The sequence below is a fragment of the Vreelandella neptunia genome (genome assembly GCF_034479615.1).
GTDB classification, from domain to species: Bacteria; Pseudomonadota; Gammaproteobacteria; order Pseudomonadales; family Halomonadaceae; genus Vreelandella; species Vreelandella neptunia.
On record NZ_CP140255.1, the window covers coordinates 4677026 to 4696705 of the forward strand.

General features: G+C 51.7%; 18 protein-coding genes. 13 read left to right on the top strand and 5 right to left on the bottom strand.

Annotated elements, in window-relative coordinates; all coding sequences use genetic code 11:
- The first annotated feature begins 53 nt into the window (after positions 1–53).
- Positions 54–677, top strand: a complete 624-nt coding sequence (locus tag SR894_RS21610) for an isochorismatase family protein (RefSeq protein ID WP_223288367.1) — start codon at positions 54–56, stop codon at positions 675–677.
- 254 nt (positions 678–931) lie between these two features.
- Positions 932–1909, top strand: coding sequence for a helix-turn-helix domain-containing protein (locus SR894_RS21615; protein ID WP_035581659.1), 978 nt, complete (start codon positions 932–934; stop codon positions 1907–1909).
- Between the two features lie 223 nt (positions 1910–2132).
- Here the strand turns inward: SR894_RS21615 and SR894_RS21620 are convergent, their stop codons facing one another.
- Positions 2133–3041, bottom strand: a complete 909-nt coding sequence (locus SR894_RS21620) for an IS3 family transposase (RefSeq protein WP_290279159.1) — start codon at positions 3039–3041, stop codon at positions 2133–2135.
- On the bottom strand, positions 2990–3253 hold the full coding sequence (locus SR894_RS21625; protein WP_290278993.1) for a transposase: 264 nt from the start codon (positions 3251–3253) through the stop codon (positions 2990–2992). Before SR894_RS21625 ends, SR894_RS21620 begins: the two co-directional genes overlap by 52 nt.
- A gap of 299 nt (positions 3254–3552) precedes the next feature.
- Between SR894_RS21625 and SR894_RS21630 the strand changes: the two genes are divergently transcribed.
- The 3 genes from SR894_RS21630 to SR894_RS21640 all read left to right on the top strand — a co-directional run bounded on the left by SR894_RS21630 (position 3553) and on the right by SR894_RS21640 (position 7369).
- A complete protein-coding gene (locus SR894_RS21630) occupies positions 3553–4557 on the top strand; it encodes a SphA family protein (protein WP_223288365.1) in 1005 nt (334 codons plus the stop codon).
- Positions 4558–4588: 31 nt separating this feature from the next.
- Positions 4589–5647: a hypothetical protein gene (locus SR894_RS21635; RefSeq protein WP_223288364.1), complete on the top strand. Its 1059-nt coding sequence runs from the start codon at positions 4589–4591 to the stop codon at positions 5645–5647.
- Between the two features lie 264 nt (positions 5648–5911).
- Positions 5912–7369, top strand: coding sequence for a benzaldehyde dehydrogenase (locus tag SR894_RS21640; protein WP_246638150.1), 1458 nt, complete (start codon positions 5912–5914; stop codon positions 7367–7369).
- A gap of 82 nt (positions 7370–7451) precedes the next feature.
- On the opposite strand, the gene SR894_RS21645 is transcribed toward SR894_RS21640, so the two are convergent.
- Positions 7452–8231, bottom strand: a complete 780-nt coding sequence (locus SR894_RS21645) for an IclR family transcriptional regulator (RefSeq protein WP_223288362.1) — start codon at positions 8229–8231, stop codon at positions 7452–7454.
- Between the two features lie 337 nt (positions 8232–8568).
- On the opposite strand from SR894_RS21645, the gene SR894_RS21650 reads away from it, so the two are divergent.
- The 6 genes from SR894_RS21650 to SR894_RS21675 all read left to right on the top strand — a co-directional run bounded on the left by SR894_RS21650 (position 8569) and on the right by SR894_RS21675 (position 14655).
- Positions 8569–9588: a cupin domain-containing protein gene (locus tag SR894_RS21650; RefSeq protein WP_223288361.1), complete on the top strand. Its 1020-nt coding sequence runs from the start codon at positions 8569–8571 to the stop codon at positions 9586–9588.
- 30 nt (positions 9589–9618) lie between these two features.
- Positions 9619–10476 carry a fumarylacetoacetate hydrolase family protein gene (locus SR894_RS21655; RefSeq protein ID WP_223288360.1) on the top strand — a complete coding sequence of 286 codons (858 nt, stop codon included), beginning with the start codon at positions 9619–9621 and terminating at the stop codon, positions 10474–10476.
- Positions 10473–11648, top strand: a complete 1176-nt coding sequence (locus tag SR894_RS21660; RefSeq protein WP_035563429.1) for a 3-hydroxybenzoate 6-monooxygenase — start codon at positions 10473–10475, stop codon at positions 11646–11648. Before SR894_RS21655 ends, SR894_RS21660 begins: the two co-directional genes overlap by 4 nt.
- Before the next feature lie 169 nt (positions 11649–11817).
- Positions 11818–12819, top strand: coding sequence for a TRAP transporter substrate-binding protein (locus SR894_RS21665; protein WP_223288359.1), 1002 nt, complete (start codon positions 11818–11820; stop codon positions 12817–12819).
- A gap of 53 nt (positions 12820–12872) precedes the next feature.
- On the top strand, positions 12873–13391 hold the full coding sequence (locus tag SR894_RS21670) for a TRAP transporter small permease (protein WP_223288358.1): 519 nt from the start codon (positions 12873–12875) through the stop codon (positions 13389–13391).
- Between the two features lie 4 nt (positions 13392–13395).
- Entirely contained in the window at positions 13396–14655 is a 1260-nt protein-coding gene (locus SR894_RS21675; protein ID WP_223288357.1) for a TRAP transporter large permease, read from the top strand.
- A 192-nt stretch (positions 14656–14847) separates the two neighbouring features.
- Here SR894_RS21675 and pobA read toward each other — a convergent pair whose 3' ends face one another.
- Positions 14848–16032, bottom strand: coding sequence for a 4-hydroxybenzoate 3-monooxygenase (gene pobA / locus SR894_RS21680; RefSeq protein ID WP_223288356.1), 1185 nt, complete (start codon positions 16030–16032; stop codon positions 14848–14850).
- A gap of 146 nt (positions 16033–16178) precedes the next feature.
- Between pobA and SR894_RS21685 the strand changes: the two genes are divergently transcribed.
- Positions 16179–17081 carry a helix-turn-helix domain-containing protein gene (locus SR894_RS21685; protein ID WP_223288355.1) on the top strand — a complete coding sequence of 301 codons (903 nt, stop codon included), beginning with the start codon at positions 16179–16181 and terminating at the stop codon, positions 17079–17081.
- 27 nt (positions 17082–17108) lie between these two features.
- On the opposite strand, the gene SR894_RS21690 is transcribed toward SR894_RS21685, so the two are convergent.
- Entirely contained in the window at positions 17109–17999 is an 891-nt protein-coding gene (locus SR894_RS21690) for a helix-turn-helix domain-containing protein (RefSeq protein WP_223288354.1), read from the bottom strand.
- A 266-nt stretch (positions 18000–18265) separates the two neighbouring features.
- On the opposite strand from SR894_RS21690, the gene SR894_RS21695 reads away from it, so the two are divergent.
- A complete protein-coding gene (locus SR894_RS21695) occupies positions 18266–19675 on the top strand; it encodes an aldehyde dehydrogenase family protein (protein WP_223288353.1) in 1410 nt (469 codons plus the stop codon).
- Positions 19676–19680: the final 5 nt, after the last annotated feature.

A 19680-nucleotide genomic window follows, 5' to 3' on the forward strand; every position in this document is an offset into this window, starting at 1 on the left:
TCCTTCGACACTATTTCCTATTTAGCCCATAGACATTTAAGAAGGAATGAGTAATGAAATTTGAACTAAACAACCCCACAAAAACTGCTCTTCTTGTCATTGACATGGAAAATGATTTTGTTAAATTAGGTGCACCGATGTGTGTACCCATGGCTACTAAAGCTGTACCGAATATCAAGAAACTGATAGATGTCTGCAGGAAAAAGGGCGCCACGGTAATTTACACAACTCATGTGCACGGAAAAGATCGTGGCGACATGGGGCTGATGTCAGGCTTCTGGCCGCCTATCGACAGCCAAGAAGCTCTTGTTGATAACACACCGGGTACAGAAATATATTCAGACATCGCTCCCCAAGAAGGAGAGCTTGTCATCAAAAAGCACCGCTACAGTGCTTTTTACAACACGGACCTTGAGACTCAGCTTAGAAATAGGGGAATTGATACGCTTATTATTACTGGCACTGTTACTAATATGTGCTGTGAATCGACTGCTCGAGATGCTCAGTTTAGAGACTACAAAACCATTTTTGTTTCGGACGCTACTGGCACTATGGATCATCCTGACCTGGGTGCCGGTGCTATGAGTGCCGAAGATGTCCAAAAGGCGACACTAACAAGCCTTTCATTCTGTGTTGCTGAGATTGCATCGGCTGATGAAGTCATAGAAAGACTTTGAAGCAAACAATATATTGCTGTTCATGAATTAAAAAAAGGGATGAAGGCAGAAGCCAAAAAACCAGTTTCAACAAGGTCCTCCCTATTACTATTATTGCTGCTGCCCCTGCACTGACGCTCCGGGGGGGGGCATCAACGCTTAGAGCGCTTAATATTCTTGAATACCGTATAGCCGCCAGCAACTGCTGCAATGGGCCAGCCTAAAGCTAAGGATGTACTTTTTAATAGCCACCTCACACAAAATGAGTGCGCACCATGAGACATTTTTCCAGCGTTAGCACAGAGCATTTCAGCCATACTAAACGCCTTAAAGAATGGCAAGATGTCATGAGTATTCATCTGGGGAAAACCCCGGAACGCATCCGGCGATTGGAAAGTACTTCGGTTTCACCACTATACAAAGAACCATTCAAGGGACGACTTGAATACGGCGCGCTTGGTGAGTTGCAATTCTGCAGAATGGTTTGCAGCCCTCACCGATTTTCTCGACGCATTAATAAAACCGCATATCGGGATGCTCACCCTGGGTTGCTGGTTTTACAAATGGGCGGAGTGAGCCAGGTTGAACAAAGTGGTAAAAGCTCTACCTTCACTCCCGGAGACCTCCTCTTTCTAGACTGTGGCCGACATTTCACTGTTACAAGTACCAAAAACTGTGAGTATTTAATGCTTCTTTGTGGCAATCTTGGTACGCCTGCCACCATCCCAAAAGATTTACGCATAAATAATCGGAATGGACTAGGCCGAATGCTCCATAATTTTATTGTCGACGCCTATACACAGTACCCTCTCCTGAACGATGCCACATCCTGTTCGCTAGGCAAAAGTATTATTTCCTTGCTCCAGAACACGGTTGAAAACAAGAACAAGGAAGAAGAGCTTGAGCATAACCCGCGCTTATTTAAGAAAAACTGGATAAAAGATTTCGTTGATAGGAACCTTTCTAGCCATGAATTAACCGTAGAGCGAATAGCCCAGATTGCGCAGTGCTCTACACGAACCCTTCATCGCGCATTTGAAGATGAAAGTGAGTGTAGTTTAAGTGAGTATATCTGGCAGCGCCGCTTAACCCGCTGTGCAGAAGACCTTCGAGACCCAAATAGCATAGGGCGCACGATTAGTGATGTAGCACATAAATGGGGTTTTACCTGTAGTGCACACTTTAGCAGATCATTTAAAGCTTCTTATGGCGTTTCACCGCGAGTCTTTCGCGATTCAGCCAGGGCCGGCTGATATTTCAAAACTTAATTTTAATTAACAATATTAACGAAAAGCTATTAAGCAAACCCACTCATCTCTATCGGCTACCCATTGCTATGAGCCGAGCTACTTTCGAAGCCCTCCTCGCTCAACACAGGCTAATCATCGTATTCTCGGACAATATGTTGTTTGACAGTTGGCAGAGCTCCAGGCCCACCCCTCTTGCTTTCAATAATCACCCGACGTCACCCCATCTTCAGTAGCACCCGGGTTTAGAGTCAGACGTAACTTTATCGTGTCTTACCACCAGTTGCTCGGCATAGGCTGACGGTGTCAGCCCACCAAGACACTTCTTCGGCCTTTCTTCGTTGTACTCCCGCCTCCATGCCTCAATGACCACCTTGGCGTGGTGAAGGTTAGTGAACCAATGCTCATTCAGACATTCATCTCGAAAGCGCCCGTTAAACGATTCGATGTAGGCGTTTTGGTTGGGTTTTCCAGGTTCAATTAAAAACAGGGCAACGCCACGTAGATGCGCCCATGAGAGCATGGCCCGCCCACAGAACTCCTTTCCATTATCCGTACGAATGGCGCTAGGTAAGCCACGTTGTAAAACCAGTTGATCTAGAATCCGTGTTAAAAACAACCCGCCAATGGCCTGTTCAGGCACGATCGCCACGGCTTCATGGGTAGCGTCGTCGACAACGGTGAGGTTCTTTATCACGCGGCCTTCCGCCGTACGGTCAAACACAAAATCCATCGACCAGACCTGGTTGGCGGCACAAGGGCGACCCAGTGGCTTTCGCTCAGAGGTAGACACCTTCTTCCGCTTGCGGCGTTTTACCTGCAACCGAGCCGCCGCGTAGAGGCGCTCGACGCGCTTATGATTGACCCGTTCACCGGCTTGACGCAGTTTCAGGTAGATCATGCCAGCGCCATAGCGACGATGCCGGTGTGCCAAGGCAACAATACGTTCACGCAGAGCCTTGTTGCGGTCAGGGGCCGCTTGATAGCGCAATGCACTGGCACTCATGCGGATGACATGGAGCGCCCGGCGCTCGCTTAGACCACTTGACACCATGAAGCGCACCACGTCGAGGCGTGCAGCGGCACTCACCACTTTTTTCTCAGCGCCTCGCGAGTGACCTCCATTTCCAGTAGTGATTCGGCGAGCAGCTTTTTTAAGCGTCCATTTTCGGCTTCGAGTTCTTTGAGTCGCTTGGCATCGGGGACCCTCATGCCGCCAAACTTGCTGCGCCATAGATAGTAACTGGCTTCTGAGAAACCGTGCCGACGGCACAGCTCCTTGATGGGCAGTCCTGCTTCTGCTTCGCCCAGGAAACCAATGATCTGTTCTTCGCTGAAACGCTTCTTCATGTCCAATCTCCTGACGTAGGATCGGACTCTAAAGTGTAGCGCTACTCAAACAGGGGGTGACGTCGCACCTTCAAAAATACCTCCCCGTATCTTGCAAAGGGGGGGCCATGAGCTTGAACTTTAAGTAACTCGCATACGCTACGACTCATGAAATGTCGTAATGGCACAGCTGCTCAAATATGTCGCTTTCAGACAAGACACGATCTTTTTTCTCTCCTAAAGTCAGGTGCAACAGAGGCATTAGACCTCTGTATTAAAAGTTAAACACCCAAAACTACTATAACAACAGGCCTTGATGTATGAATAAAGCTCCCATGTACGCACGTGCAATAATCTCGTCGTCTCTATTTGCCCTGGTATGTTCTTCTGCCTTGGCGGCAAATGGTCCACCCCCACCTGCCGTTAGTCAGCCAGGTGGCATAAACCTTGGTAATACCAGTTTCTATGACGGCTTCGCTGGGCCGCCTGGACTTAATCACAATATTTACTTACAGCACAGTAGAGCAACGTCTTTCCGCGATAACGATGGCAATGATAATAAGGTTTTTGATAACCCAGAGTTCAGTGCCACCACTTTAGTAAATCAATTTACTTACTACTCACCAAAAACAATTGGGAGAGGAGGGCATTTAGGCTGGAGCATCATTCTACCAATCGTTTCACTCGATGCTGATTTTGGGGCTAAAGGCCCTCAATTAAAAGACAACGGTACAGGTTTTGGAGATATATCTCTTGGCCCAATGGTTCAGTTTGATCCAATAGTCGATGCTCAGGGACGGCCTACGTTCGTTCAGCGTTTGGCGCTTGATGTTTCGTTGCCTATAGGTGAATACGATGAGACTAAAGACTTTAATCCCGGTTCAAATTTTTACTCGATAAACCCTTATTGGGCGGCAACGTGGATGCCTGCTGAGCGTTGGGAAATGAGCTGGCGGCTGCATTATTTATACAACTTCAAAAACAGCGATCCTGCCAGCAGTACCTACCAGTTGTTCAATGGTGATCCAGTTCGCGATACCCAAGCAGGCCAAGCCGCCTGGTCAAACTTCGCCGCCTCTTATGAAGTCATTCCGAACGTGTCAGTTGGCTTAAATGGATACTACTTTAAGCAACTGGAGGACGACAAAGTCAATGGACAACGACTTGAAGATTCGCGAGAGGAGGTATTAGGCATTGGACCAGGGCTATTGTGGAAAAGCACGCGCGGACCATGGCTTTGGTTCAACGTATATCACGAGACAGAAGTCGAAAATCGCGCAAAAAACGACTTCTCAGTCCAAGCGCGCTTAGCGTATCCACTTTAATTAAAATGAATCTACCACGAGGTGTAAAGCTATGAATAAGCCAAAAAAATGGATCGCAGATAAGATCGAGAGCCTCGATCCCTATAAAGATTACATCGAAATATGGAGGCTTTCAAGCAGTTATCGCTTGAATGACTTCATGCAAAATTTTATTTACGCATTGACCTTCCCCAACTTTATCGTAACGGACTGGGGGTCAAAAGCTGTCTGGCGAGAAGATGGAGGGAAAGTACTTCACCAATCCACCTCGCGGGTTGAGCAGACGGGCAGTGCCAATGCTCTTTGGTGGTTCTATGGCCCTAACGATGAGAGAACTCTCAAATCTATTGAGAGTATAAATAAGCTTCATGCTTATTGGGCCAAAAAGTACCCTGGCGCATTCTCCTATAATGAAGATTACATCTATACGTTGGCGTTTTCTGCAACCACAATGCATCGCCTAAAACTGAAGATGGGGGCCCCTGGTATATCTGAAAAAGAGAAAATAGCGGCTCACCTTTTTTGGCGTGACATGTCTAAACTTTTTTATGCGGAAAACGGTCAACCCATCACAGGCTATCCAAATAGTTTTGAAGAGCTAGTAGAGTTCTGTGAACAGTATGAAAACACTCCTAGGCCGACACCCGAGCGAGCCAACTTGGTAGCTAATGCTATCTATGAGCAGTTTGTTTTCAGGTTTTTTCCACCCCCGCTTCACTGGTTTGGCCACCAGCTAATTAGGGCCATGTCGCTACCCACTACGCTAAAAACGCTCGGTATCGACCCACCCGACCCAATGGCTGCTGAGATTCTCCCGAAGCTTATGGGCTATATTTTCTGGCAGATGGAAGAAAACGCTGACGACCCAACCGAAAGCTATATCGAAGAGAGATTGCGGATGTCAAGCGAAGAGAAAAAAAGTATTCGGAGCGAGATAAAGGATCTGGATGGACGCTTTCCCGAACACTTTGCTCAACAATATAAAGACGACCCCAAATTTATCGGCTGTCCATACCATGCAGCCCTGGAGGCAGCAGCTTCTAGTAAAAAAAGTAACAGTGAAGATAATTTTGTTGACGAATTAGAGAAGAAGGCAGGGGCTTTAGACTAGGAGACTTCGGGGGCAATGAAGCATAAGTAGAACTTAGAATAAGATATCGTTGCTGACTTGCCCCTTATCCCAGTAAAACAATGATCTCTTGCGGCAGCTACAAACACGAAGTACAGAAACACAAAATAATATTTCGTCTACCTTTCTCCTAAATTGGAATACTTCCTTGAACAGTTATATTTTCACATCAGCATATCAGTCGTTTCCGAATTAAAGCCATCTCAGTTAGTCATTACACTCGCAAATACAATAAGGAATATTTATATGAATGAGACTTCACCCATCTGGGAAGACAAAATTTACCTGGGACAGTGGCAAACAGCTGAAGGGCCTCAGGCTGCCGTAATTGGACCCGCCACCGGCGAAGTCCTCGCTAAAGTTCAGACGGCTACTCCCGTAGACGTAGGTCGCGCTGCACTTATCGCTAACTCAGCTCAGCAACATTGGGCCACGTTACCTTTCGATCAAAAAGCAGAGATCCTACGCCGGGCCGCCGCTCTGCTCAAAGAACGGGCCGAAGAAATCAATCGCTGGAATATTCGTGAGTGCGGCTCTACAGCAGCCAAGGCTGAATGGGAACTGCAGGTTACCTATGAACAGGCCCAGATGGCCGCAGCACTCCCCATGCAACCCAACGGACAGATCTTCCCTTCTAGCATGCCAGGTCGTCGCAATTACTGGAAGCGGGTACCCATTGGCACAGTGGGGGTTATAGCTCCTTGGAACTTCCCCATCCTCTTAGCCATGCGCTCGGTCTTTCCTGCCTTAGCCATGGGCAACTGTGTGATCCTGAAGCCAGCCCCAATGAGCGCTATCTGTGGAGGTGCTTTGATGGCCGAGGTTCTAGAAGCAGCTGGCTTGCCGGAGGGCGTGTTCCACGTACTACCAGGTGGGCCCGAGGTGGGTGAGGCGTTGGTTCAACACTCGGATGTCGGCATGATTTCCTTTACGGGCTCTACCGCCGTTGGCGAGAAGATTGGCGAAACCTGCGGGCGTATGCTCAAGAAATGTGCCCTTGAGCTTGGTGGCAACAATGCAATGGTGGTTTTAGAAGATGCCGACTTGGAGGCTGCCGCCTCTTCCGCGGCTTGGGGGGCTTTCCTCCACCAGGGTCAAATCTGCATGCAGGCGGGACGACACTTAGTACAACATTCAGTGGCGGAAAAATACATGAAGAAACTCGCCGACCGGGCCGCCCGCCTAGTTACAGGTAACCCTTGGACACAACAGGTACACCTCGGCCCATTGATCAATGAGGCGCAAGCCAAGCGTGTAGAGGAGATCGTAAACCGCTCAGTAGCAATGGGTGCTAAGGTAATCGCTGGCGGTAAACGCGATGGCAACTTCTTTGAAGCCACGGTTCTTAGCGGCGTGACGCCAGAAATGCCTGCTTTTGGCGAGGAAATTTTTGGCCCTGTAGCCCCCATTACGCTTTTTGATACCGATGAGGATGCTATCGCATTAGTCAATGCTTCCTCCTATGGGCTAGCCGCCGCTATTCACTCCGCTTCTACAGAGCGAGCCCTGCGCATTGCTGATCGCATCAAAGTAGGCATGGTGCATATTAATGATCAGACGGTAAACAATGAATTTCAGGTGCCCTTCGGCGGCATGGGCCGCTCAGGTACCAGCGGTCGCTTCGGTGGCCCCGCAAACCTGGATGAGTTCACCACCACCCAATGGGTCAGTGTTATGGAGCAAGGTATCCAGTATCCCTTCTAGCGCTCAATGAATTAAGCATTTGCTATTGACAAAAAGCCCTGTGCTGCGAAAGCAGGCACGGGGCAAATAGATGGCGTCTTCATCACTGCTGCAATTGAGCTAAGTGCTGCATTTTACTGGTCATTTCTTGACCTGCTGCTGCTACAACGGGCATCAAAAAAGAGGTTACTTCCTCTGTTGCGACGGTTATCGGTAAGACGAGGCTGACACTTCCAAGAACTCGCTTGTCGTCATAAATAGGGGCTGAAATCCCAGAGGCACTTGTTCCAAGCTCACCTGCCGTGATAATAGCAGGCTGGCTTCTAAGCTCTCGAAGGCTTCGCTTGACCTCTGTCCAGTTGGCGCCAAGGCCAAACTGGTTGAATTTATCAGAAGCGTGGTTGAAGTAGGCTCTAGCTTGGCGTAAGGGTAAGTTGGCTAGAATCACTTTTGATGCAGCGCCTTGATATAAAGGTCGCGGCTGGCCACGCTCATAGCTAATCTCATGGTGCTGATAAGTCTCGAATTCCTCATGCACACACATTACTTGGCCGCGGAAGTAGCGGCAAAGGATGGCGATACTGGCAGAAGGTGCCGAGCTGAGCATTTCTCGCATAATACTTCTCGCCGCATGAATCATTGGATCGCCAATCCTTAGTTTACGGTCCAGCTCAATTATCGCCGGGCCAAGTACATACCTCCCTGTCGTATAGGCTGAAATATAACCGGCCGAGGCAAGCGTTCTGAAGTAACGGTAGGTCTGGCTGGCCGAAATCCCCAAATGTACAGACGCCTCATCGACCGACCACTCCCCTTTTTCTTCATCAGCGAACAGGGAAAGTAATCGCAGCAGCCGTTCCTGAGAATTCTCTTTCAAAGCCACCTCAACATTTCCAGTCTGTTAATAGCGCCCTTAAACCACTGCGCGCATCTTTTGCAAAGCTCACTAGGGGCTTACTGCAATAACTGACTGTCACACATGACCATCAGTTGCCTCAATACGCTGTGATTGCTGAAAAAAAATTTTAAGCGCCTAGCACCATAGCCTGTATCAAAGCCTCCAGAAGATAATACTTTTGTCGCAAATACATATTTTTGCCTTGACCCCAACCGCATAAAAAGCAAAATTATCACATTACGAAAAAATTGTCTTATTTACGGCAGAGACAATAATTGCTGATCCTTACAAACACACATCAGCTGAATCTTAAGGAGGAGCTATGACCGATACAGCATTTAAAGAATTAATCTCCAAAGACAACATGGCGCCACTATGGGAGGTGCTGCGAGGTTTGACACCACGTGAGCCTAAACAGGTACTGGAGCCTGTTATCTGGCGTGATAAAACGATTCGCAAGAACATGGAGATGGCTTGTGAAGCCATTTCAGCCGAGGATGCCGAGCGTCGCGTCCTGGTGCTGGAAAACCCAAAGCTACGCGGTAAATCCTTGGTAACCACCTCACTATACGCAGGCATTCAGATGATTCTGCCTGGCGAGGTCGCGCCAAGTCATCGGCATACGGCTTCGGCCTTGCGCCTGATTCTCAGCGGCGAAGGTGGCTTCACTAATGTGGACGGTGAAAAAGTAATGATGCGCCCTGGTGATTTCGTGATCACACCATCCGGGGTGTTCCACGACCATGGCGCCGAGGGCAGCGACCCGGTGATGTGGCTGGATGGCCTTGATGTACCTGTCGTACAGATGCTTAACGCGGGCTTCTCTGCTGACGATCCGAACAATCGCCAGGAAGTTCGTCGACCGGCAGGCGACTCTGAAGCGCGTTATGCATCCGGGTTAACCCCAGTTGGGTATCAGGGCAGTGGCACGACGAGCCCCTTGTTCCACTACCCCTATAAGCGCACTCGGGCGGCGTTGACTCAGCTCGCTGAGAGTGGTGATTGTGATCCTGCCATTGGGCTCAAGCTGGCCTTTACCAATCCCACCAATGGTGAATCACCGATCCTTACCATGGGCGCTTACATACAGCTTCTGCCACCAGGGTTTCAAGGCGTGGAGCATAGGGAAACAGATGGTGCGGTCTATTGCGTAGTGGAAGGTAGTGTCCGCGTTCACGTCGGAGATCAGGAGTGGACGGCAAATCAGCACGATGTGTTTGTGGTTCCTGGCTGGGCCTGGCGCCGCTTCAAAGCCTCCGATGAATGTGTTTTGTTCAGTTTTTCAGATCGTCCCCTTCAGGAACATTTGGGCTTTTGGAAGGGCGAGAGTAAAAAAGCCTGACAACTCCCTGATACAAAGGATAACCATTGCATGAAAATCTGCTTGTTCAATAACAATCGCCTGGGTGTCGTAGATGGTAACGAGGTATTGGACGTCTCAAGCGTCCTAACTCGTATCGGTACCTCGGAATATCCCTATCCCCGTGGAGATCAACTGATTGCTTGCTTACCAGAATTAATGCCTGTCATAGCGGATGCCATACAATTCGCTCGGCGTTATCCTCTCAGCAAGGTGACATTGCGCTCCCCGGTTGCCAACCCCGGCAAGATTGTCGCGGCTCCAGTCAACTACCAAGCCCACTTGGATGAGGCCATTGAGGATACCGCGACTTTCTCCCGAGCACATGTGCGAAAGATACAGGAGACAGGGCTGTTCCTCAAAGCTACAAGCTCACTGGTCGGTCCTGATGATTCTGTGTGCGTCGATCTTCCGGACCGCCGAACCGACCACGAAATCGAATTGGTTGCCATCATTGGCAAACGTGCCAAAAACGTTTTAGCAAAGGATGCGCTGTCCTACGTGGCGGGATACAGCATCGGGCTGGATATCACGATTCGTGGGCCGGAGGAGCGCAGCCTGCGTAAGTCGCTAGATTCCTACACAGTGCTGGGCCCCTGGCTGGTTACCGCCGATGAGGTAGAAAACCCTCATGCATTAGCGATGACCCTAGATGTGAATGGAAAAGTGCGACAAAGCGCCAATACCAAAGATCTGATCATGGATGTAGCCGAACTTATAGAGTTTGCCTCCAAATTCTACACCCTCGAGCCCGGCGATCTGCTGTATACCGGGACACCAGAGGGGGTGGGGCCTATCCAGCCTGGTGACACCATCAATTGTGAGATTGAGCGTATTGGTAAGATCAGTGTGAACGTGGAGGCATCATGAGTACTCAGCAGCCTATTCTTATTATCGGCGGCGGGATTGGTGGCCTTGCATCAGCACTGGCCTTGTCTCGTCTCGGCATCCCAACATTGGTTATTGAGCAGGCCGATGAGTTTCGTGAAGTGGGTGCTGGTATCCAAGTAGGACCGAATGGCTTCCGCGCCCTTGATCGCCTAGGGGTATTGGCGCAGGCACGTGAACTGGCGGTGCTGCCAGATGAACTGATCATGATGGACAGCGTCAATGCCACGCCGGTTGTTGAGATCCCGGCGGGTGACTCATTCATCGAACGCTTCCAGTACCCCTATGCACTGATCCATCGTGCCGACTTACACAACGTACTGCTCAACGCGTGTCGTGCATCAAGCCAGATAGAGTTTCGAACCTCTACTAGGGTCGCCTCCTTCTCAGAGGCCAATGGCAAGATGAATGTCACCACAGCTCAGGGGGAAGTAATCTCAGGAAGTGCTTTGATAGGGGCCGATGGCCTATGGTCTAAGGTTCGCGAGAGCATTGTCGGCGATGGAGCTCCGAGGGTTTCCGGTCACATTGCCTATCGTGCGGTAATTCCTATCGAGGAAGTGCCAGAAGCCTATCGCCGTAATGCCATGATTCTGTGGGGCGGCCCCAAAAACCACCTCGTGCAGTATCCGTTACGTGGAGGAAAGCTCTTCAATCTGGTTGCCGTGTTCCATAGCGACCGCTATGTAGAAGGCTGGAATACAGAAGGAGATCCTGAGGAGCTCAAGCAGCGTTTCGCTGGAACCTGCGATACGGTTCAAGAACTGTTAGCCAAAATTGATAGCTGGCGTATGTGGGTGTTATGCGATAGAGAGCCTGTGAAAGAGTGGAGCCGTGGCCGTGCCACCCTGGTCGGAGACGCTGCTCACCCGATGTTGCAATACCTTGCCCAAGGTGCCTGCATGGCTATAGAGGATGCTGTTGTGCTAGCTGATGAGGTTGCCCGCTGCAGTGACGATATCGCCAGTGCCTTTCAGGCGTACCAGCAGCGGCGCTACCTGCGCACCGGACGCTGTCAGATTATGGCCCGTGTTCACGGTGAGTTCTATCACGCGACAGGGGTTACGGCTGAACTGCGCAATGCCATGCTCGCTTCTCGGACGCCAGAGCAGTCTTATGAAGGGCTGGCTTGGCTATATGATAAGGATATTTGACGCGCTCTTAATATAATAACTTCCTAATAAAAAGTAATAACTGTTTACAACTCTTGCAAACCACCATGCTCATAAAATTTTAGAATTCCGTTTTTGACTTATGATTTTATAAGAGCACAACTAATTTTCAGTGAGAAAGAAAAAAACCTCTAAAAATAAGGTAAATACAATGACAAACATACTAAATACTGCCACTCGCTATCTTTGCGCGATTCCGCTAGGCCTAGCGTTAATTGCCAGCACACAAGTCGAGGCCAAAGAGTTACGCCTGGGATTAATTACTCCGCCTCAGCATATTTTGAATCAAACCGCCCAACGCCTAGCCGACACAGTGGCAGAGCGAAGTAATGGTGATTTAACCATTACCATTTTCCCATCCGGCCAGCTAGGGGATGAATCGGCCATGTTCACCCAAATGGAGACCGGACTGCTAGACATAGGGCTTATGACCGCTGCAGCTACCAGCCAGCGTGAACCAGCTTTCGTCGGCTGGTTCACTCCCTTCCTCTTTTCCAGCGTAGAAGAGGCGGCCAAGGCCACCGAGACAGATGCTGCTCAGCAGATGCTGCAGAACCTGGAGAGCAAAGGTCTGCACGCATTCGGCTATACCTTTGCGGGCATGCGCCATATTCTTATGCGCGAAAGCGCTGTTAACAGCACTGAGGATGTTAGCGGCAAAAACATCCGCATTATTCCGTTCGCAGCGATGAATACCTGGTGGCGAGCCGTTGAGGCTCGGCCCACCCCGACGAGTTTGCCGGATGTTTACCAAGGCCTCCAAAACGGTATGCTGGATGGTGTGGATATTGACCTCGATGCCTTAGTAGGTTCGGGCTTTTATGAAGTAGCGGAGCATCTAACACTGACTAGCCATATGGCGTTTCCTGAGGTAGCCATAATGGGCCAAGCATCCCGCGCTTCACTTAGCGATGCAGAACGCCAGCTAATTGATACCGCCATGGCTGAGGCACTTGCCTGGGGTACTGAGACGGAAATTGCAGCAGAAGCGCGCAACCGCGCCATGCTCGAAGAGCGTATTACTGTAACCGAGCTAGCAGATGCTGAGAGCGCGTTTAGCACGGCTAACCAGGCCTTTGCTGAGCGCTTTGGCGATCACCCGCTTATCCAAGCCTTCCAACAGCAATCAAACGAACTCCTTAACGTTAAATAAAAATGCGTCGGGGCGCACTTGCGCCCCGCTCTGCCCCAGCAAGGAGTCCTTCCATGCATTCTCCCTGTGAAACATGGCTTACCCGCGCAAGCCGACACTTAGCAAGAGTTGAGCAATTTGCCTGCAGCGGGCTTATCGTCGCTTTTAGCGTACTTTTAATGGTGAATGTTATCGCCCGCTATGTGTTTAACAGTCCTCTATATTTTGCCAACGAACTCGCCGTTTATATCTTGATCTGGATGGCATTTCTGGCGATATCCATAGCCATTCATCATGACCAGCATGTGCGTTTGACTATGTTAATGGCGATTCTGCCAAAAACTGCTCAGCGAGTTTGCTACTGGCTAACGGAGCTACTTTGTTTGGCCATCTTGGCGACGATATTGTGGTACACCATCACCTGGCTGCGCTCGCCATCAGTCAGCTACGACATTGCCATTACCTTGGATTGGCCCAAGTGGCATTTCTACCTCATTGTGCCGCTTTTCTGTGCCACGTCGATATTTCACCTCATCGCTAGGCTTTCCGATCGCTCACGCGTGAACTTTACTCTGGCTACCGACGAGGAGTGATCTTATGACATTTATGGCCTTTCTGGTATTTATGCTGCTTGGCATGCCAATTGCCTTTGTCCTACTGGGCTCAACGCTCACTTTTGTCCTTGCATCAGGTAACTACCGTCTTCTGGAAAGCTTGCCCCAGGTAATTTTTAGCTCGTTAGACGTCTTGGACTTGCTGGCAATACCGCTGTTTATTCTGTTAGGGGAAGTCATGAACGAGGGTGGCATAACCCGACGCATTATTACCGCGGCGCGTGCGTGGTTTGCCTGGATTCCCCATAGCATTGCCTACGTGTCGCTCACTTCAAATTTGATGCTCGCTTCCATTATGGGCTCAGCCACAGCGCAGATCGCCATTATGAGCCGGGTGATGACCCCGGAAATGGAGCGTGACGGCTACGATAGGGGCTTTGCTGCTGCGCTGACCGCTGGGGCTGGCCTGCTAGGGCCCATTATCCCACCTTCAATGGTGTTTATTATTTATGGAGTCATTGCTCAGGTATCGATTGGCGCCATGTTTATGGGAGGTGTTCTCCCAGGGCTGTTGCTGTTTGTATTAATCAGCGGGCTCATTGCGATCATTGCACGCCGTGCGCATAACTCTCCAACCGGTGAGCGAGACAGCATTCCTTTGTGGCGCGCCACTCGCAGCGCCCTCTTCACGCTCAGTATTCCCGCCGTAATTGTGGGCGGAATCGCGTTTGGCGTTGTCACGCCAACGGAGTCTGCGGCTACCGCCACCTTAATGGCGGTGATTATCGGCAGCGTGTTTTTTCGCGAGCTAAAATGGGGGCAACTGCCGGGAGTATTGAGCCGTACGGCACGCAATACCGCGATCGTGCTTTTTTTGATTGCCGCCGCCAAGGCCTTTGGATGGGTGCTGGTATATAACCAAATCCCACAGCAGGTCGCTGAGTTGTTGCAGAACACCACTGAAAGCCCATTGGTGTTTATGCTTTTGGTCTTTGTGATGCTTATACTCGTTGGGATGGTGCTGGATGGCATCGCCGCGCTGATCATTTTGGTGCCTATTTTACTGCCGGTAGCACAGCAGAGCTATGACATTGATCCGATTCATTTTGGGATAGTCACCTGCATGACACTAAGCTTAGGTCTATTAACCCCCCCGGTCGGCGCCGGTCTCTATGTGGCCTCGGCTATTAGTAACGTCAGTTTGCCCCGTATCACGAAATGGATATTTCCTTTCATTGTAGCGACCTGTCTCGTCATTCTCGCGGTGATCTTTAACCCATGGGTGGTTAACCTACTCAGCTAGGGCTTTAATTATTTTTTGTACTCCTCGCCTGCCCAGCGGTTCAAGGCTGAGCAGGCATTATTTCAACAGTGCCCGGTATTTTCTCGCCTGCTATAGAAACTGATGTGATGCGCGCCGAGTCCGGACTCGCGCATGAGACGATTTTTAACGCCGTATGAGCAAGTACAATAGTTAATCAGAGGTTTCTTAGGGCTACTCCAGAGACTCGTAGGGCAGCCCCACATAGTTTTCCGCGATGGTGGTCAGCCCCGCTTTAGAGCTGGTCACGTAGTCCAATTCGGCTAACTGCATGCGGCTGTTAAAATCCTCTTGGTCAGAGAAGTTGTGCAGCATGGAGGTCATCCACCAGGAGAAGCGCTCCGCCTTCCAGATGCGCTTCAGGCAGGTTTGCGAGTAGCGCTCGATCAAATCCGTGCGGCCTTCTTGGTAAACCTTCACCATTAGCCGATAGAGCGTGTTCACATCGCTGGCGGCCAGGTTAAGCCCTTTGGCACCGGTGGGCGGTACAATATGCGCCGCATCACCGACCAGGAACAGCCGCCCGTACTGCATTGGTTCGACCACGTAGCTGCGCAGCGGTGCGATGCTCTTCTCGATGGAGGGCCCGGTGACAAGCTTGGCGGCCACCTCGTCAGGCAGGCGGCGCTTGAGCTCTTCCCAAAAACGCTCGTCAGACCAATTTTCTACCTTTTCATCTAACGGCACCTGGAGGTAGTAGCGGCTGCGAGTAGCGGAGCGCATGCTGCAGAGGCTGAAGCCGCGCTCATGGCGTGCGTAAATCAGCTCATCGGAGACCGGCGGAGTATCCGATAGCAAGCCCAACCAGCCAAACGGGTAAACCTTTTCGAACTCTTTTATGCGCTCTTGCGGGATCGCCTGACGGGAGACGCCATGGTAGCCGTCACAACCAGCGATATAGTCGCACTCCAGCCGGATCGTTTCGCCGTTGTGCTCAAAGGTTAGGTAGGGGTGGTCACTATCCAGATCGTGAGGCTGGACGTTGTCTGCTTCATAAAGCGTGGTTGCGCCAGCGGCTTCGCGAGCCTCCATTAAATCCCGCGTTACCTCCGTTTGGCCGTAAACCATGACTTTACTGCCGCCGGTAAGTTCATCCAGTGCGACTCGCACGCGGCGGTTGTCGAAAACAAGCTCAAAACCGTCATGGGGTAAGCCCTCTTCATCCATGCGCTGGTCAACACCCGCTTCGCGCAGTAAGTCCACCATGCCTTGCTCAAGCACACCGGCGCGGATACGGCTCAATACATACTCACCGCTACGCCGCTCAACAATCACATTATCAATGCCTTGGCGATGGAGTAGCTGCCCCAGCAGTAGGCCAGAAGGGCCAGCGCCAATAATCGCGACCTGTGTCTTCATAGGGGATGCCTCATCGTTGTCATTATCAAAAACTTATGACTTGTATTTTTCAATGAAACACGTCGCATAATAAGGCATGATCTAGATCAATTATTGGACATTTAGCGTGTTATTACTCAACCTTAGTCGTATAGGAGATGTAGGTGATGCCAGCCTCATCGGCAACGTCCGTTCCGGTATTTAAGCTCTATGGCGAGACGCAGCATTGGCCCACGCCAGACTTGCTTCACTGCGAATCCATCCCTGAGCGCAGCCAGCTACATGACTGGCGTATACGCCCGCATCGCCATGCCGACCTGGTGCATATTCTGTTTATTGCGCAAGGTAGCGTTGAGTTAGAGCTGGAGGGAACGAGCCACCAGCTTCAGAGTGCCAGCGCGATCGTGGTGCCCGCGATGACTATTCACGGCTTTATCTTTTCACCGGATGTGCAGGGGCACATCATTACCTTGGCTAAGCCATTGGCTGACCACTTACATACGTTAATGGGTGAGAACAGTACGCTAAAAAAAGCCGACTTCTACCCGCTGCTACAGGCCAATCGGGCTGAGCGAATTGCCACCCTGGTCGCTCAGATCGACCAGGAGTACCGCCAACCGGCCCCCGGACGGAACAGCCTGCTCGAAGCACTTATTCAAGCTTTGGTGGTAGAGCTATCGCGCCTTTGTGCTTATACCGGCAGCACGGCAAAGCGCTACGGCCCCCGCCAGAGTGACAAAGGACGGCAGCATTTAGAGCACTATCAAGCGCTGATCGAAGCGCACTATCGCGAGCAGCCGAGTATTGAACAGTTAGCCGAGCAGGTTGGGGTGAGTAGTGCGCACTTGAATATGCTCTGCCGCCAACTCGCCGGACACAGCGCCCTGCAGTTGCTGCACGAACGTTTGCTGCTGGAGGCCAAGCGCCAGCTCACCTATACCAATATGACCATTGGCCAAGTCTCTGACAACTTAGGCTTCTCTGAACCGGCTTACTTCACGCGCTTTTTTAAGCGCAATACCACGCTTTCACCGCGGGATTTTCGCTTGCGGCAGCAGGCTCCACGATAAACGCCAGGCTGCTTGACTGCTTCGCCGCTAACCCAACTGTTTTCCGCGTGCCCGAAGATCGCCAGGTGATACCCCATAGCGCTTGCGGAACACCCTGGCAAAATGCGCACCATCAGAAAAACCGTGCTCCAGAGCGATATGAGTGATGCTGCGCCTTTGAGGAGTGGCGTCTAACAGTGCCAAGTAGCACTGCTCCAAGCGTAATTCACGGATGAATGCTGCGGGTGGTGTCATACGGTAACGCCGGAACTCATCGTAAAGCCCTCGCACCGACATATTCAGGGCATAGGCCAGATCTTCAGGAGCCAGCAGCGTATCAGCAAGGCGCTCAAGCACCACACGTCGTGCTTTGGTAAGCCGTTCACTGGGCATGGGTGCGTTATAAAGCTGCTCCCTTTGGTAGCGCCAGAACGACCCGAACACCAGCTCCAAGGCGGCGTCTTCCACTTGGCCTATCGATGGGTCACTGCCCCACCTCAGTTGAACGCGCAGTGCGGCTAGCGCAGCATGAGCAGCGGCATCTACAGGGATGGCAAGCCCTTCACAACGTTCGGCCAACCGTCGCCATTCAGGCATATCGGCAAGATCGACTTTCAGCATCAGGGCTCGATAATCCCCGTGGGTATGCAGCTGATAGGGGCTCGATAGCCGATAAATAGTCATCTTGCCAGGGGCTAACCGGATGGTTTGGCCGCCCTGTGTCATCAGCGCGCCACCGCGTAATTGCCAAACCAGCTTAAAGATATGATCGCCATCGGTCTGCGCCGCTAGCCGTGGTGTGCGAGCAACGCGCACCGGCGAGCTGGCGATGTATACCAGTCGACTTCGCAGCAAGTCCTGCCCTCGCAGCCTGGCGAAAAACGTGGACGTTAATGGTGCGACCTCAAGGGGCAGCAGTTGCCTTTCGTTTGCTTGCACGAAAGATTCCAGACTGGTAGTGCTTAACGAGAATGGCGGCGCTCTATCGGGGAATGCTGCCCCTCTTGAGGTAAGGGCATTCATGTCAGGGTGACTCCGATTTTGTTGTTTCTATTATTGATAGGACTTCACGATTATTTAGCTTGATCCAGGTGCTTATGCTTGGCAACCCACCGTTGCAGAAATCGTCAAGTAATCTGCAGGGATGCACAAGACCAAGCACTCGATGCGGCATTGAATGGGGTAGCCGCAACAGGAGAAGCATCATGCAAAATAATCATAAATTTCACGCCCTCATTAATGGTGAGCTGGTCTCTGGCACTCAGCAGATGCCCGTCATCAATCCCAGTAATGAAGAGTTCCTGACCTACTGCCCCCAGGCCACGCCTGAAGACGTCGAGCGTGCCATTGGTGCGGCAAGAAAGGCGTGGCCTGCCTGGCGGGACGCGCCCATGGAACAACGCCGCCAGACGTTACACGCCATCGCCGACTGCATTGAGGAAAATGCCGAGGAGCTGCAGCGGTGGATAACCCTGGAACAGGGTAAGCCTCTGGCAGGCGCCGCGGTCGAAACCAGTCAGGCTCCGGCCATCTTGCGCTATTTCGCTGAAATGGATCTTTCACCCCGCACGCTGCAAGACGACGAGCGCCAGCGCGCTGAACTCCACCGACGCCCCCTAGGCGTTGTGGCCGCTATCGTGCCCTGGAATTTTCCGCTCGTGATGGCCTGCTACAAACTGGGGCCAGCGCTGATTGCGGGCAACACCTGCCTTATCAAGCCAAGCCCCACCACACCGCTGGCGACCCTGCGCCTGGGGGAAATGATTGCCGACCTGGTACCGCCAGGCGTGGTCAACATACTGCCGGACGGTGGTGATGTTGGCCCCTTGCTCACCGGCCATGGCGGCATCAATAAGGTGTCCTTCACGGGTTCCACGGCCACCGGCCGGGCAGTCATGCGTTCTGCAGCCGATAGCTTGCAGCGCCTCACCCTGGAGCTGGGTGGCAACGATGCCGCCATCGTGCTGGACGATGTGGACGTCGACGCCGTGGCACCGCAGCTGTTCGCGCTGGCCTTCGTCAACTCCGGCCAGGTGTGCATGTCGATTAAGCGCCTCTATATTCAGTCCGGCATCTACGACCGCATGTGCGACGCCCTCGCCGAGCAGGCCCGCGACGCCAAGCTAGGCGAAGGATTAGACCCAGAGACTCAGTATGGCCCCGTGCAGAACCGTCAACAGTTCGAGGCAGTGCAAAAGCTACTGGAGCAGGCCCCCCAGCACGGCCGCGTTATTGCTGGAGGCAATACCTACGGCCCAGGCTACTTCGTCGAACCCACCTTGATTCGCGATATCGAGGAAGGTAACCCGCTAGTGGATGAAGAGATTTTTGGCCCGGTACGCTCACTGCTGCGCTTTGATGATATCGATGAGGCCATAGCGCGAGCCAATAACTCACCTTATGGCCTGGGCGGTTCGGTATGGACGCAAGACCTCACGCTGGGCAAACAGATCGCCTGTCGGTTGGAATCAGGCAGCGCCTGGGTCAACCAGCACTTCGCCATGGCGCCGCACATTCCTTTCGGCGGCCATAAGCAGTCCGGCATCGGGGTGGAGTTCGCCGAGGCAGGACTTCACGAATACACCGCGATTCAGTCGGTGGTGATCGCCAAGTAATCTTC

What these genes read in the sequence shown, in the direction of transcription:
- SR894_RS21610 (WP_223288367.1), top strand. Translation starts at nt 54, where the DNA reads ATGAAATTTGAACTAAACAACCCCACAAAAACTGCTCTTCTTGTCATT.
- SR894_RS21615 (WP_035581659.1), top strand. Translation starts at nt 932, where the DNA reads ATGAGACATTTTTCCAGCGTTAGCACAGAGCATTTCAGCCATACTAAA.
- SR894_RS21625 (WP_290278993.1), bottom strand. Translation starts at nt 3,253, where the DNA reads ATGAAGAAGCGTTTCAGCGAAGAACAGATCATTGGTTTCCTGGGCGAA.
- SR894_RS21630 (WP_223288365.1), top strand. Translation starts at nt 3,553, where the DNA reads ATGAATAAAGCTCCCATGTACGCACGTGCAATAATCTCGTCGTCTCTA.
- SR894_RS21635 (WP_223288364.1), top strand. Translation starts at nt 4,589, where the DNA reads ATGAATAAGCCAAAAAAATGGATCGCAGATAAGATCGAGAGCCTCGAT.
- SR894_RS21640 (WP_246638150.1), top strand. Translation starts at nt 5,912, where the DNA reads ATGAATGAGACTTCACCCATCTGGGAAGACAAAATTTACCTGGGACAG.
- SR894_RS21650 (WP_223288361.1), top strand. Translation starts at nt 8,569, where the DNA reads ATGACCGATACAGCATTTAAAGAATTAATCTCCAAAGACAACATGGCG.
- SR894_RS21655 (WP_223288360.1), top strand. Translation starts at nt 9,619, where the DNA reads ATGAAAATCTGCTTGTTCAATAACAATCGCCTGGGTGTCGTAGATGGT.
- SR894_RS21660 (WP_035563429.1), top strand. Translation starts at nt 10,473, where the DNA reads ATGAGTACTCAGCAGCCTATTCTTATTATCGGCGGCGGGATTGGTGGC.
- SR894_RS21665 (WP_223288359.1), top strand. Translation starts at nt 11,818, where the DNA reads ATGACAAACATACTAAATACTGCCACTCGCTATCTTTGCGCGATTCCG.
- SR894_RS21670 (WP_223288358.1), top strand. Translation starts at nt 12,873, where the DNA reads ATGCATTCTCCCTGTGAAACATGGCTTACCCGCGCAAGCCGACACTTA.
- SR894_RS21675 (WP_223288357.1), top strand. Translation starts at nt 13,396, where the DNA reads ATGACATTTATGGCCTTTCTGGTATTTATGCTGCTTGGCATGCCAATT.
- pobA (WP_223288356.1), bottom strand. Translation starts at nt 16,032, where the DNA reads ATGAAGACACAGGTCGCGATTATTGGCGCTGGCCCTTCTGGCCTACTG.
- SR894_RS21685 (WP_223288355.1), top strand. Translation starts at nt 16,179, where the DNA reads ATGCCAGCCTCATCGGCAACGTCCGTTCCGGTATTTAAGCTCTATGGC.
- SR894_RS21695 (WP_223288353.1), top strand. Translation starts at nt 18,266, where the DNA reads ATGCAAAATAATCATAAATTTCACGCCCTCATTAATGGTGAGCTGGTC.